The sequence below is a fragment of the Schinkia azotoformans genome (assembly GCF_035811335.1).
In the GTDB taxonomy this organism is placed as follows: domain Bacteria; phylum Bacillota; class Bacilli; order Bacillales; family Bacillaceae_J; genus Schinkia; species Schinkia azotoformans.
In genome coordinates this window covers 120763-133526 of record NZ_JARSMD010000005.1, presented here as the reverse complement: position 1 = coordinate 133526, position 12764 = coordinate 120763, and the positions used below count along the sequence as shown (strand labels likewise).

At 36.9% G+C, this 12764-nt stretch carries 18 protein-coding genes; 13 read left to right on the top strand and 5 right to left on the bottom strand.

From position 1 onward, the window contains the following. Positions 1-5: 5 nt before the first annotated feature. Positions 6-863: a DegV family protein gene (locus P9E47_RS02930; protein WP_004431705.1), complete on the bottom strand. Its 858-nt coding sequence runs from the start codon at positions 861-863 to the stop codon at positions 6-8. 151 nt (positions 864-1014) lie between these two features. Here P9E47_RS02930 and P9E47_RS02925 point away from each other — a divergent pair, with 151 nt between their 5' ends. The 3 genes from P9E47_RS02925 to P9E47_RS02915 all read left to right on the top strand — a co-directional run bounded on the left by P9E47_RS02925 (position 1015) and on the right by P9E47_RS02915 (position 3539). Continuing rightward, complete coding sequence (locus tag P9E47_RS02925; RefSeq protein ID WP_004431709.1) at positions 1015-1857, top strand: YitT family protein; 843 nt, start codon at positions 1015-1017, stop codon at positions 1855-1857. An 82-nt stretch (positions 1858-1939) separates the two neighbouring features. Then, positions 1940-2452 carry a Gmad2 immunoglobulin-like domain-containing protein gene (locus P9E47_RS02920; RefSeq protein WP_326162566.1) on the top strand — a complete coding sequence of 171 codons (513 nt, stop codon included), beginning with the start codon at positions 1940-1942 and terminating at the stop codon, positions 2450-2452. Between the two features lie 127 nt (positions 2453-2579). Next, the gene (locus P9E47_RS02915) at positions 2580-3539 is read left to right on the top strand and encodes a methyl-accepting chemotaxis protein (RefSeq protein ID WP_004431715.1); all 960 of its coding nucleotides are present in this window, start codon (positions 2580-2582) and stop codon (positions 3537-3539) included. A gap of 55 nt (positions 3540-3594) precedes the next feature. Here the strand turns inward: P9E47_RS02915 and P9E47_RS02910 are convergent, their stop codons facing one another. The 3 genes from P9E47_RS02910 to P9E47_RS02900 all read right to left on the bottom strand — a co-directional run bounded on the left by P9E47_RS02910 (position 3595) and on the right by P9E47_RS02900 (position 4840). Continuing rightward, the gene (locus P9E47_RS02910) at positions 3595-3789 is read right to left on the bottom strand and encodes a DUF3813 domain-containing protein (protein ID WP_004431718.1); all 195 of its coding nucleotides are present in this window, start codon (positions 3787-3789) and stop codon (positions 3595-3597) included. A 2-nt stretch (positions 3790-3791) separates the two neighbouring features. Next, positions 3792-3950, bottom strand: coding sequence for a hypothetical protein (locus P9E47_RS02905; protein ID WP_004431721.1), 159 nt, complete (start codon positions 3948-3950; stop codon positions 3792-3794). 77 nt (positions 3951-4027) lie between these two features. Beyond that, positions 4028-4840, bottom strand: coding sequence for a Cof-type HAD-IIB family hydrolase (locus tag P9E47_RS02900; RefSeq protein ID WP_004431724.1), 813 nt, complete (start codon positions 4838-4840; stop codon positions 4028-4030). A gap of 337 nt (positions 4841-5177) precedes the next feature. On the opposite strand from P9E47_RS02900, the gene P9E47_RS02895 reads away from it, so the two are divergent. The 10 genes from P9E47_RS02895 (at position 5178) to P9E47_RS02850 (ending at position 12178) form a co-directional block, all read left to right on the top strand. Continuing rightward, positions 5178-5951, top strand: coding sequence for a prolyl oligopeptidase family serine peptidase (locus P9E47_RS02895; protein WP_004431726.1), 774 nt, complete (start codon positions 5178-5180; stop codon positions 5949-5951). Positions 5952-6214: 263 nt separating this feature from the next. Further along, on the top strand, positions 6215-6526 hold the full coding sequence (locus P9E47_RS02890; protein ID WP_035195718.1) for a metal-sulfur cluster assembly factor: 312 nt from the start codon (positions 6215-6217) through the stop codon (positions 6524-6526). Between the two features lie 22 nt (positions 6527-6548). After that, positions 6549-6887 carry a DsrE family protein gene (locus P9E47_RS02885; RefSeq protein ID WP_004431730.1) on the top strand — a complete coding sequence of 113 codons (339 nt, stop codon included), beginning with the start codon at positions 6549-6551 and terminating at the stop codon, positions 6885-6887. A gap of 191 nt (positions 6888-7078) precedes the next feature. Continuing rightward, entirely contained in the window at positions 7079-8347 is a 1269-nt protein-coding gene (locus P9E47_RS02880) for a molybdopterin molybdotransferase MoeA (RefSeq protein ID WP_326162565.1), read from the top strand. Continuing rightward, a complete protein-coding gene (mobB, locus tag P9E47_RS02875; protein ID WP_326162564.1) occupies positions 8338-8865 on the top strand; it encodes a molybdopterin-guanine dinucleotide biosynthesis protein B in 528 nt (175 codons plus the stop codon). The genes P9E47_RS02880 and mobB overlap by 10 nt, the downstream gene beginning before the upstream one ends. Further along, positions 8858-9334: a molybdenum cofactor biosynthesis protein MoaE gene (locus P9E47_RS02870; RefSeq protein WP_004431740.1), complete on the top strand. Its 477-nt coding sequence runs from the start codon at positions 8858-8860 to the stop codon at positions 9332-9334. Before mobB ends, P9E47_RS02870 begins: the two co-directional genes overlap by 8 nt. Then, the gene (locus P9E47_RS02865; RefSeq protein WP_004431743.1) at positions 9327-9557 is read left to right on the top strand and encodes a MoaD/ThiS family protein; all 231 of its coding nucleotides are present in this window, start codon (positions 9327-9329) and stop codon (positions 9555-9557) included. The genes P9E47_RS02870 and P9E47_RS02865 overlap by 8 nt, the downstream gene beginning before the upstream one ends. Before the next feature lie 159 nt (positions 9558-9716). Further along, positions 9717-9944 carry a FeoA family protein gene (locus P9E47_RS02860; protein WP_004431746.1) on the top strand — a complete coding sequence of 76 codons (228 nt, stop codon included), beginning with the start codon at positions 9717-9719 and terminating at the stop codon, positions 9942-9944. Next, positions 9941-11968 (top strand): ferrous iron transport protein B, encoded by a 2028-nt coding sequence (feoB, locus tag P9E47_RS02855; RefSeq protein WP_004431748.1) that lies wholly within the window; start codon positions 9941-9943, stop codon positions 11966-11968. Before P9E47_RS02860 ends, feoB begins: the two co-directional genes overlap by 4 nt. 66 nt (positions 11969-12034) lie before the next feature. Further along, positions 12035-12178 carry a FeoB-associated Cys-rich membrane protein gene (locus P9E47_RS02850; protein ID WP_004431752.1) on the top strand — a complete coding sequence of 48 codons (144 nt, stop codon included), beginning with the start codon at positions 12035-12037 and terminating at the stop codon, positions 12176-12178. A 144-nt stretch (positions 12179-12322) separates the two neighbouring features. Here P9E47_RS02850 and cspD read toward each other — a convergent pair whose 3' ends face one another. Next, entirely contained in the window at positions 12323-12523 is a 201-nt protein-coding gene (gene cspD, locus P9E47_RS02845) for a cold-shock protein CspD (protein ID WP_004431754.1), read from the bottom strand. Positions 12524-12764 lie beyond the last annotated feature (241 nt).

Below are 12764 nucleotides of genomic sequence, written 5' to 3'. Positions count from 1 at the left end.
ATGCCTTAGTTAAGCTTATTCAAAAAGAAAATTGCGATTGTTCCTGGGCCGGAATGGGCTCCAATCGAGCAACCAACTGTATGAATAAGAAACTCCTCTGTACCAAATTCTTCTTTAATTAAGTCACGCATTGCTTCGGCTGTTTCAAGGTCATCACCATGACTGATGGCTACAAGTTGATTATTTAATCCGTCACCGCGTTCTTTCATAATCTCAACGATGCGTTTGAGGACCTTTTTTCGGCCTTTTATTTTTTCCAAAGGAGCCAGTTTTCCATTCTCAACATTTAAAATTGGCTTTATATTAAGTAAGCCTCCAACAAAGGCAGAGGTTTTACTCACCCGTCCACCGCGATATAAATATTCCAATGAATCTACTGTAAATAAATGCTCCATATGGGTACAGTAAAATTCAATTTCAGACAGGATTTCATCTTTTGATTTTCCTTCCTGTGCTAATTCGGCCGCTTTTTTTACGATTAAACCATAGCCGAGTGAGGCGGCTTTTGTGTCAATAATCGTTAAATCAAAATTTGGATATTTTTCTAATACATCATCTTTTACAAGCGTAGAGGTTTGATATGTACCGGAAAGCTCAGAAGAAAATGCGATATAGATACAGGTTTCATTCTTTTCGGCATATTTTAGGAACGCTTCCTCAAACCTTGCAGGTGGAACCTGTGCCGTTTTTGGCGCCTTTCCATTGCGCATCTCGTCATATAATTCTTTTGGTTGAATGGTTTCTAAATCATAGAATTGTTGATCATCTATCTGAACTACTAGTGGCAGTAAATCTATATTTAGTGATTCGAATAGCTCTAAGGGTAAATCACAAGCACTGTCAGCGAGAATTTTTACACTCATTGGAATCTTTCCTCTCAGAAATATTTTCCTTTCTCTTCTTATTGTACGTTTTACACGCCATAATTTCAATTTTTGTAATGAATCGTAAGACATATGGAAACATTGGTAATACGTGAAAGTATTTAAAAAATTTAGGGACGGAGGTAACACTGTGCTTTGGCTGGAAATGAAAAAATTACTTGTTGTATTAGCAGGTGCAATGTTAACGGCAGCTGGTTTAAATTTATTTTTAATTCCCGCAAATGTATATTCTAGTGGCTTTGCCGGTATTGCCCAGCTCTTATCTAGTATATTGACACAGTATACACCTATAACTATTTCTACGGGAATTCTCTTATTCCTCTTAAACGTTCCAGTAACGATTTTAGGGTGGATGAAAGTTGGGAAATCCTTTACCCTCTACAGTTTTATTAGTGTAGCGGCAACGACTTTTTTCCTAGAAATCATTCCCGTTTATCCTTTATCTGAGGATATCCTTTTAAATGCGGTGTTTGGTGGAGTAATCTTAGCTGTTGGTGTTGGTTTTACGTTAAGATGGGGTGCTTCTACGGGTGGGGTTGATATTATTGCTATGTACCTATCAAGAATGAAGGATAAGCCTGTAGGCACCTATATTTTTGCTTTGAATGCCGTTATAATTATAATGGCCGGGTTATTATATGGTTGGGAAAAAGCGTTATATACATTAGTTACGCTTTATGTAACGACACGTATCATTGATACGATACATACAAGGCATGAAAAAGTGACTGCCATGATTATCACAAATAAAGGGGAAGAACTTACAAAAGCGATTCATGAAAGGTTGGTAAGAGGAATAACATCAATTCCTGCTAGAGGATCCTATTCAAAGGAACAGAAAGAAATGTTGGTTATTGTGATTACGAGGTATGAGTTATTTGATTTAGAAAGAATAATTAGAACTGTAGATCCTAAAGCATTTACTAATATTGTTGAAACAGCAGGAATTTTTGGGTTCTTTCGTAAAGATTAAAGCCTGCATATTTGTGGTAACATGAAACTCTTACGGCATTTGAACGACTAATGTATAAAGACTCTAGAGAGGAGAGAGAAGGGTGAATGTAAAAAAATTAGGATTTTGTATTGTATTTGGTGTGCTAATGATCATGACTGCTTGTGGGACCGGGGACCAGAAAACTGAAAATGGTAATGGGACTGAGAAAATTGAAACACCAGCTAATCAACCAGAAACACGGGAAACAGATACTCCAATCGAAGATTCACAAAATCCACCGAAAGTGAATGATGAACAAAGTGAGTCGACTGCTTTTCGAAATATCTCAGTGTCAGGGGAAAATGGCGAATATGTTGTTAACGGTGAAGCTAGGGTATTTGAAGCGGTATTCTTTTATTCTGTCGAAGAAGGCCATGAGTATTTAATTGAGGAAACAAAAGTAACTGCTGATGAAGGTGCACCTGCTTGGTCTCCTTTTGAATTGAAAATTTCAATTCCAGAAGATCAACTTCCAATAAACGGAACTTTGACATTAGAATTATATGAAAAGAGCGCGAAAGATGGTTCTGTAATCAATGAAACTTTCGTCAAGTTGGAAGAATTCGGCTTCTAAACAATAAAATTCACAAAAAACTCTCATTTATGAGAGTTTTTTTGTTAAATAATTTTTAAAGTTCATGTATAGTAATAAGTAATTATATGATATGAGTTTATCCCTAGGGATAAAGGAGGATTTTGGGATGTTTGGTCAAAAAAGGGAGATAGAACGTTTAAGGGCAGAAAATGCCGAACTGAAAGAAAGATTAAACGATATAGAGAACAATCAATATTCAACAAATGATATTCAGGTTTTATTAGATAGCTTATATCAAGAATTAATAGGTACTGTTGATCAGCATGAAATCGTAAATAACCAACATTATGTATTGGCTGATTTTGTTTCTAAAATAAAAGAACGATTTGATAAAGTTAATTCAATTAGCGCACAATCTAATCAAATTTCTTCAACGATGACAGAAAAAGGACAAGTTCTAATTGAATCAACGACGGAAATGGTAAACAAATCAATCGAAGGTCGCGATTCCGTTAGTAAGGTAGAATCGCTAATTAAACAACTTGGAGAACAGTCGATCGAAACTTCATCAAGCATGACGCAATTAGGGGTCCGCTCAAAAGAAATTGAGGATATCGTGAAAGTAATTACTGATATTGCAGAGCAAACTAATCTGTTGGCTCTAAATGCTTCTATTGAAGCCGCACGTGCTGGTGAGCACGGAAAAGGTTTTGCTGTGGTTGCCAGTGAAGTTCGAAAACTTGCTGAAAACACAGCAAACAGTACAAAAAATATTAGTGAACTAACAAAGAAAATCCAACAAGAGATCGATGCAGCCTTAAAAGCAAATGAAAAAAGTATTATCTTTGTAAGAGAAGGAATCGATTTAAGTACGATAACAACAGAAAAAATCGACGATATCCAAAAAGTAATCGGCTCCGTCCAAGGTGAGGTCAATGACGTCATTCAAACGATTAAAGAACAAAAAGAATATAGTGGCGACGTTATGAAAGAAATTAGTGTTACTACAGATCTTTTTTCAGAAGTAAATGATGCCATTATGAAGCATATAGATGACGCTGAACTTGTCGATCAAAAATTGGCAACTGGAATTAATCAAATAAAACATGCAAAAACAAAGTTCTAAATGTTATTAAACAAAAAAGTACAAGCTCCATCTAGGCGCTTGTACTTTTTTCTAATTAGGAGCCGTTGGAGCTATTTTGCACTCCATCCAATCTTTGTTGGAGTTCTTGAAGCTGCATTTGTTCTGCAGCAGTTGAGTTTGCAAAAGCAGATGAAATTTGATTTTTGGCTTTTTCAATATCATCTAAATTAGAGGTTGTCTCCGCCCAATAAACGGCTTCTTTAGCCATCTGAAAAAGTTTATTTCCCATCCTTAAATGCCCCCAAGTGAAGAATTAACCTGTTCTTCATGTTTTCGCTGTTTTTCTTCAGCTTCCGCTAAGGTAGAATAATAAGGGATTTTTTCATGGTATCGTTGCATCGCATCAGCACTTTGTTGGTAAAAACGTTTTGTTTTACTTTTTTTACTCATAGTTGTTCCCCCTATTCTTGAGTTCAAATTTCAAGATGACTCATCTTTATTTTGAATCAAGATGACGGGATCTATGCTTAGGAAATTTTAAAGAATTTTTCCAAAAATTGAGCCAAACCATCTTCCTCGTTTGAATTGGTGACATCATATGCAGCTGATTTAACTTCATCAATTGCATTCCCCATAGCAACCCCATATTTCGCAAACGTGAGCATTTCAAGATCGTTATCCTCATCACCAAAGGCAATAATCCGTTCTTCAGGAATCTCATACGTGGCCGCAACCTTCTTTACACCAACCGCTTTATTAATACCCGCCTTAATAATTTCAATAATATTCCATGGTGAACCAGAAGTCCGGTGTTCGATATAATTGCCAACTTCTTTTGCGAGATGATGGCGGATAGTGTCAAGTTCTTCTTCCTTTGAATGAATAAGGATGGAAGTTGTTTCAGTTTTTAATTTTTCGCGAACATGACCAATTTCAATTTTTGGAGGGGTACCGAATGTAAGAAATTCCATAATTGCTTCATCATAATTTTGTAAAAAAACTTCATCTTTAACCTGTGCCATAATATTTCTAATATTGTATTTTCCACAGGTATCAATAATTTGTTGGGCTACATTAAGTTCAAGCGGTGAATGGAAAGTACCCCAGGCAGCATCATGTGGATGATGAACATAAGCACCATTATAATTTACGATAGGCGTATCTAACCCCATTTGCTTGTAATATACATGACTTGCACGAAAAGGTCTTCCAGTAGCGATCATTACATGATGGCCAAGTTTACGCACATGATTGATTGTATTCAATGTTCGTTCTGATATTGTTTTATTATCTCTAAGAAGTGTTCCGTCTAAATCAATTGCAATTAAATGTGGTTTCATCCGTGTCAAGTCCTTTCTAGTCAAGGTTAAGAAAGTAGCATCATTGTCTAGCGCAAGCAGCCAGCGCCTAGCAAACTTCAGGCCTCCTCCCTACGATAAGTCAACTAAGAATTGTAACGCAATTCAAGTTTCCTTTATCTCGAGACCGAAGTCCTTCCAGTTTGTACGGCGATGAGCAAGGCGCTTTCGCTTTTCTTATCAGTATATTAAGTTTAGTTTTATTTGAAATTTTTGTCTAGAAAAACACTTTTCCAAAAGGACTTTAAACTTTTAGGGATTAGGAAAAAATGGTAGGATATAATAGTTGATTAACTTTATTCTTTGAGGGAGCCAAGGTATGTTTACAATAAATCATGAAGTGATCGCCGGTGTTCCGACATTACATGTATCTAATCAAAGCTTATTGGATAAAAAGACTCCAGTAGTATTTTTTATCCATGGATTCACAAGTGCAAAAGAGCATAACTTACATTATGCCTACTTGCTAGCAAATGAAGGTTTCCGGGTTTATTTACCGGAGGTTTATTTGCATGGGGAGCGGTTGGACCATTCCAATATTAGTACAGAAAAGATATATTATAAATTCTGGGATATGGTTATCCAAACAATCCACGAATTAAATGAAATTAGAAAAGAGCTAGTAAGAAAAGCGCTTATTGATGAACAGAGAATTGGTTTAGCAGGGTTATCGATGGGTGGAATCATCACGCTTGGTGCCCTAAAACAATACGAATGGATAAAAACAGCGGTCTCCTTAATGGGTTGCCCCGCCTATAAGCAATTCGCAAATGGACTAATCACTGAAATTAAAAGGCAAGGGGAAAAGCTGCCTTTTACAGATGAAGAATTAGAAGAAAAAATCAATGAATTGAAACCATATGATTTATCACTTGAACCGGAAAAGCTTTATAATCGTCCATTATTATTTTGGCATGGCAAAGAGGATTCAGTTGTTCCATATGATTATGCCTATGAGTTTTATGTAAATAATAAAGACCTCTACAAAAATAATCCTGAAAAATTTAAATTCTTGAGTGAACCAAAGGCAGGACACAAGGTTTCAAGAAATGGGGTGCTTGAAACTGTCCAATGGTTTCGCAAATTTTTGTAACTTGATGTAAATCATTTTTATCCGACCTGATTTTTCGGTATACTAAAAGAAATAAGAAAAGCTTAACTTTATTCATTAATGAATAAAGTTAAGGCCTCCGGCGGATGCCTCAGATTTTCAGAGGAAGATTTTCGAGCTAAGATCAAAGACTAAAAACGCCACTTCCTGTGGCAACGTCTTTGTGACCCACTTCCTGTGGGCCTAAAAAATCTGGGTGCAAATACGCCAAGGCGTATTTGATAGAAGGAAAGGTGTTGCGAGAAATGGATAAAGCTTTGGAAGAAAATATTCTTGGCGCATTAGAAAATGTCCTAGACCCTGAACTTGGTGTAGATATTGTTAATTTAGGACTAGTCTACGGTTTGGATATGGATGAAAATGGGGTTTTAACAGTTGAAATGACTTTAACTTCAATGGGTTGTCCGTTAGCAGGCTCAATCGAAGCTAATGTTAGAAATGCTTTAGCAGATTTACCTGAAATAAAGGAAACAATCGTGAAAATTGTTTGGACACCACCTTGGTCTAAGGATAAAATGTCTCGTTATGCCAAGATTGCATTAGGTATTCCAGATTAAGAGCAATTAAGGAGAGAAGAGAGTGGAAAATAAAGTAATTTTGGTGCTTTCTGATCAGCTTGGTCAAGGAGATAAGAATTTAGGGGAAGGTATTTTAGAAACCTTTTTTACTCTTTTAAAACAAAAAGAGCAAAAGCCAAAAGCTATTTTTTGTATGAACCGTGGCGTTTTTACTATGACTGATCAGTCGCTTGTTTCTGTTCACTTGAAAGAACTGGAGAATCAAGGGGTATCAGTCTTAGCATGCAAAACATGTGCAGATTATTATGAGGTTTCAGATAAACTTACGGCTGGAAAAATCAGTGGAATGGATAAGTTTATTGAATTATCTTCGCAATATGAAGTTTTAACATTATCATAATCAATTAAAGAACAACTCTATTTATGGCCGTTTTTTGAATTTTTACTATAAAAAAGCGGCTGCAAATGGAGTTTTTCTGTATATTGATAAAAGTATCAGTGGAAAACGTGAAATTCATCACAGTCATAATATGCCTGTATTATTAGAATAAACTATGTTTAAAGAAACACTCTTAAAAGGAGGCACGGAATGTGCTAGATAAAAGAGATGCAATCGCTGTCCCAGAAGCAGTAAAACAAGTTATGAAATATGCTCCTAAAGGGGAAATCGAATATGTATCAATAGATAAATGTGACCAGCGGTATTTGGGGGACGCAGTCAAGGCTAGTCATGATATTCCCCCATTTGATCGTGCACCATATGACGGTTTTGCCATTCGCGCTGAAGATTCAGTCCATGCTTCTTTAGATAATCCGGTTGAGTTCGAGGTTATTGAAGAGATTGGTGCTGGTTATATCGCAAAGAAAGAAGTCGGTCCTTACCAAGCTGTTCGAATTATGACAGGTGCCTTAATGCCAAAGGAATGCAATGCTGTTGTCATGCTTGAGCTGGCAAAAGACATTGAAAAGGATGGAAAACCGTATATGGTCATCAAACGATCATATAAACCAGGTGATAATGTTTCCTACCAAGGTTCAGAAACGAAAGCCGGGGAAGTACTTGTTCAGGCAGGTCGCAGAATTAATCCGGGTGTTAAGGCATTATTAGCTACATTTGGATATGGTAGAGTTCCAGTTGTAAAAAAACCGGTTGTCGGTTTGTATGCTACCGGGACTGAGCTTCTTGACGTTAATGAACCAATGGAGCCGGGGAAAATTCGTAACAGCAATGCTTACATGATTTCTTCACAGATCAATCGAGTAGGTGCTGAAGCAACATATTACGGTAAACTTGAAGATGACTTTGACACTTGCTTTAAAGCAGTAAAAAAAGCATTGGATGAAGTTGATATTCTCATTACAACCGGCGGTGTTTCAGTTGGAGACTATGATTATGTCCCTGAAATCTATAAAAAGCTAGGGGCTGAAGTCCTGTTTAATAAAATTATGATGAGACCTGGAAGTGTTACAACCGTTGCCCAGCACAATGGTAAACTTTTATTTGGTTTATCCGGTAATCCATCCGCCTGTTTTGTAGGCTTTGAACTTTATGCAAGACCGATCATACGCAGCTGGTTCCATTCACAGAAACCACATATGCAAAAGGTAAAGGCAACGTTAAATAGTGATTTTACAAAAGCAAATCCGTTTACAAGATTCGTAAGAAGTAAATTACTGTTTAATGAGGGAAAATTGTTTGTAGAACCATCCGGCTTGGACAAATCAAACGTTGTAACTTCATTAGTAGATTGTGATTCACTTATCATCTTGCCTGGGGGAACAAGAGGTTTTACAAAGGGTGATGAAGTAGACGTTTTATTATTAGAAGATCAAATAGGCAGTGAGTGGCCGTGGAATTAACCATCCCGGTACTACAGATTGTTGGCTTTCAAAATAGTGGCAAAACAACTTTGCTAACAAAGATAATTGAAGGAATGAGTGCAAGTGGAATAAAGGTTGGTACAATTAAACATCATGGACATGGTGGCCTTCCGGATTCATATGATACGGGCAAGGACACAGCTAAGCATCGGCAAGCTGGTGCAACCGTGACAGGTGTTGAAGGGGCAGGAATGCTCCAGTTACATGCATTTAATGGTGAAGGATGGACGCTCCCTGAGATGTTATCTTTTTATAATAACCTACCACTTGATATAATTTTGATTGAAGGGTTTAAGAGGGAGGTTTTTCCAAAAGTTGTTCTTTTACGGTCGGAGGAGGACGAAGTGCTTTTGGAACAGCTGGAAAATATTCAAGCTGTAATTTCTTGGTACAAACCACTTGAGACAAAAATAGGGAACCAATTTCATATTAATGATGAAAATGATTATCTGAGATGGGTTAAATCCTATTTTGAAAGGATAGATTTGATTGAGTGAACAATTGTTTTTAATAACAAAAGACCCGATTTCGATTGAAGAAGTTACTAACAAAGTAGTACGCCGTGAAGCAGGTGCAATTAATACTTTTATTGGAACGGTTCGTGAATTGACTAAGGGTAAAAAAACGCTTTATCTAGAGTATGATGCCTATCAATCAATGGCTGAGAAAAAGCTGACACAAATCGGTGACGAAATAAAAGAAAAATGGCGTGACGCAGTTGTTGCCATTACCCACCGAATTGGCAGACTTGAAATATCAGATATTGCTGTTGTAATCGCTGTTTCAACTCCACACCGTGCTGATTCGTTTGAAGCAAGCCGATATGCTATTGAGCGAATTAAGGAAATTGTTCCTATTTGGAAAAAGGAACATTGGGAAGATGGCGAATCGTGGATTGGCGATCAACTTGAGAGAAAAGCCTATCCTTCCGGAAAACCTGAAAAGGAGGACTTTGGTAATGATTAATATTTTATTATTTGCCCATCTTGGGGAAGCAATTGGTGAACCCAGCGTTACTTGGACAGAATTGCCGATAACCGTAGGGGATCTGAAACAAAAGATAACTCAAAGGTATAATTTACCGCTTCAATCAGTAATGGTTGCCGTAAATGAAGAATACGCGGAAGATCAACTCGAATTAAAAGCTGGAGATGTAGTAGCATTAATACCACCTGTAAGTGGGGGATGATATCCCCCTTTTCCTTTTGATAAGCAACTTATGTCTATTTAATGTTATTTTTTTATACATTTTTGTTGAATAAATAATTTCTTGTGGAAAACAGGACAATTTTTTTTTATAATTAAGAATGAGAATAATTATCATTATCCAAGTGTGGAGGGATGAACCTTGGTTTTATCAGATTTAAAGCAAGGTGAAAAAGCTAGAATAAAAGATTTTTCTATGCTTTCAGATATAGTGAAACGTAGATTAATAGATATGGGTATTTATGAAGGTGTGGAAGTGTGTTTAAAGAGCAATATGCCTTTTGGTGGTCCTTGTATGATTGAAACATATGGTCAATGTGTCGGCATAAGAAGAAATGAAGCCTCAACTATACGAGTGGATAAATCATGATTGAAATAGCCTTATTTGGAAATCCGAACACAGGAAAAACATCACTTTTTAATAGTTTAACAGGTTCCTATGAATACGTAGGAAACTGGAGCGGAGTAACCGTTGAGAAAAAGGTTGGTTTACTTCGCAACAAACAAGGACATCTCATTGATCTTCCTGGTATCTATTCTTTAAACCCTCTTTCAAAGGATGAGAGGGTCGTTACTGACTTTTTGCTTCACGAATCTTTTACAGAGGTATTAAATATTGTCGATGCTTCACAGCTTGAACGGAATCTACATTTAACGGTTCAATTATTAGAATTCGGCAAGCCGTTGATCATCGGTTTAAATATGATGGATGTTGCCAAAAATCGAGGCATCGATATAAATGAAAGATTATTGGGCGACCTATTAGGAGTCCGAATTGTTCCAATTATTGCCCGTACGGGTAAAGGCTGCGATGAATTAAGCAAACTTCTTGTTGTAACGTCAACCCAAAGAAAAGAACCGCTCAATTTGTATTATGGTTCTGCAATTGAAAAAGGGATTGATAAACTTTCTCAATTAGTTGTTGGGAAGAAAAAATCAATTATAGAGCAATTGCCACCGTTAAGATGGTTAGCCCTACAGTTCTACGAAGGAAACAAGGTTGTTTTCGACTATTTACAGAAATTTATTTCTAGTGAAGAGTTGGAACAATTACTTCTCGAAACAGAAGCAAAACTTATTGAAAAAAATGAAGGCAAATCCTTGCATCAGGCAATTTACAATGTAAGAAGAGAGTTCATTGACAAAATCATTGATGGTGTAGCAAAACGAAATAAAGCTGATAAGCTTCCGCTCACTGAAAGAATTGATTTGATCGTAACCCATAAAATTTTAGGAATTCCGATTTTTCTATTCTTCATGTATTTAATGTTTATGCTTACTTTTAACTGGCTAGGCTTTCCGTTATCAGATGCACTTGATGCGTTCTTCTCAGGACCATTAACTGAATGGCTTACTGCTGGCTTAGTAAGTATTGGAGCTTCTGATTTTATACAATCGCTTATATTGGAAGGAATCGTCGCAGGTGTGGGAGGCGTCTTGGTGTTTGTCCCACAAATTTTTATTTTGTTTTTCTTCATATCGTTTTTAGAGGATTCAGGTTATATGGCACGGGTCGCATTAGTAATGGACCGTCTTATGGAATCAGTCGGGTTAAATGGTAAATCATTTATTCCGATGATTATTGGATTTGGCTGTAATGTACCGGGTGTCATGGCGGCAAGAACGATTGAACAGCCGAAGGAAAGATTATTAACAATATTATTGACTCCTTTAATGTCATGTTCAGCACGTTTGCCTGTGTATGCATTGTTTGTTGGTGCGTTTTTCGCCGCAAATCAGGCATTTGTTGTACTAGCACTCTATGTATTAGGAATTGTCATGGCACTTATTTTAGCTAAAATATTTTCTTCAACAATATTAAAAAGTGAAACATCGGTATTTGTAATCGAACTTCCCCCATATCGTGTTCCACAGTTTCAGACATTGGCACGAAGCACTTGGGATAAAGGGAAAGGATTTGTTCGTAAAGCCGGAACATTCATTTTTGCAGGTTCAGTTGTAATTTGGTTGTTATCTTATGCAGGTCCTCATGGCTTAGCGGTAGAAATGGACGATAGCTTTCTTGCTATGATTGGCAGCGTGTTTGCACCACTGTTAGCTCCAATTGGCTTCGGCACTTGGCAGGCGGGTGCATCATTATTAACGGGTTTCTTTGCTAAAGAAGTTGTTGTATCAACGATGAATATTATTTATCATGTACCGGATGTTGATTCGTTACAAGGGATGCTAGCAGGTGCTTATACACCACTTTCTGCTTTTACATTCATGGCGTTTGTTCTGTTATATGTACCATGTTTGGCAACGACAGCAACTATTCAAAAAGAAACCGGATCAGTGAAATGGACATTATTTGCGATCGGATACGCACTTGTATTAGCTTATGTATTATGTTTAATCATATATCAGGTGGGTCGTGCGCTTGGATATGCTTAAAGATTGATTCAGCCGGAAATCTTGCGTTTTTTCGGCTGATATTCTTATAGAAGGGCGGGGAATTCCGTGTTGGCAAGTATAATCATCGGTGCTGCAATTTTTGGTTACGCCGGTTGGGCATTAATAAAATATATTAAAAACAGTAAAAAAGGAAAATGTGCAGGCTGTGCTATTGAAAATTCATGTCAGACTAAAGATAAGTGTATTTGATTAGAAAAGCGCAAGCACCCGTTTAGCGAAGTTTACTAGTCGCTGGGTGCTGGAGCTAGACAATTATGCGCAAAATGCATACTTTCTTAACCATTTAAAAAAGGATGCCCTATTAATAGGACATCCTTTGACATTTAGCAGTTATTATCTTTTAACAACGTTAGCAGCTTGAGGTCCGCGGTTGCCTTCAACGATTTCGAATTCAACGTTTTGACCTTCTTCTAATGATTTGAAGCCTTCGCCTTGAATAGCTGAGAAATGAACGAATACGTCGTCTCCGCCTTCAACTTCGATAAATCCAAAACCTTTTTCTGCATTAAACCATTTTACTTTACCAGTTTGCATGTGTTTGCCTCCTAAAATTCCTTGCACTTCGATATGTGCTTTGTAATCTTGAACCATTACGACTTACATAAATTCTAAATAACGATTTTCTCATCGCGAGACAGAACACAGCTGAATTACTAATGATCATTTCATTATTGCTTAAACCTATATATGAAGTAAACGGTCTATTATAGAATACCACTAGACCCATTCAATGTCAAATACTTTAAGAAAGCCCTTTCATAATATTTGGAATATT

Bases quoted from the DNA above. Each gene is read 5' to 3' on its own strand.
- P9E47_RS02910 (WP_004431718.1), bottom strand. From the start codon at position 3,789: ATGGGAAATAAACTTTTTCAGATGGCTAAAGAAGCCGTTTATTGGGCG.
- P9E47_RS02900 (WP_004431724.1), bottom strand. From the start codon at position 4,840: ATGAAACCACATTTAATTGCAATTGATTTAGACGGAACACTTCTTAGA.
- cspD (WP_004431754.1), bottom strand. From the start codon at position 12,523: ATGCAAACTGGTAAAGTAAAATGGTTTAATGCAGAAAAAGGTTTTGGA.
- P9E47_RS02890 (WP_035195718.1), top strand. From the start codon at position 6,215: ATGGATAAAGCTTTGGAAGAAAATATTCTTGGCGCATTAGAAAATGTC.
- feoB (WP_004431748.1), top strand. From the start codon at position 9,941: ATGATTGAAATAGCCTTATTTGGAAATCCGAACACAGGAAAAACATCA.
- P9E47_RS02905 (WP_004431721.1), bottom strand. From the start codon at position 3,950: ATGAGTAAAAAAAGTAAAACAAAACGTTTTTACCAACAAAGTGCTGAT.
- P9E47_RS02895 (WP_004431726.1), top strand. From the start codon at position 5,178: ATGTTTACAATAAATCATGAAGTGATCGCCGGTGTTCCGACATTACAT.
- P9E47_RS02930 (WP_004431705.1), bottom strand. From the start codon at position 863: ATGAGTGTAAAAATTCTCGCTGACAGTGCTTGTGATTTACCCTTAGAG.
- P9E47_RS02915 (WP_004431715.1), top strand. From the start codon at position 2,580: ATGTTTGGTCAAAAAAGGGAGATAGAACGTTTAAGGGCAGAAAATGCC.
- P9E47_RS02865 (WP_004431743.1), top strand. From the start codon at position 9,327: ATGATTAATATTTTATTATTTGCCCATCTTGGGGAAGCAATTGGTGAA.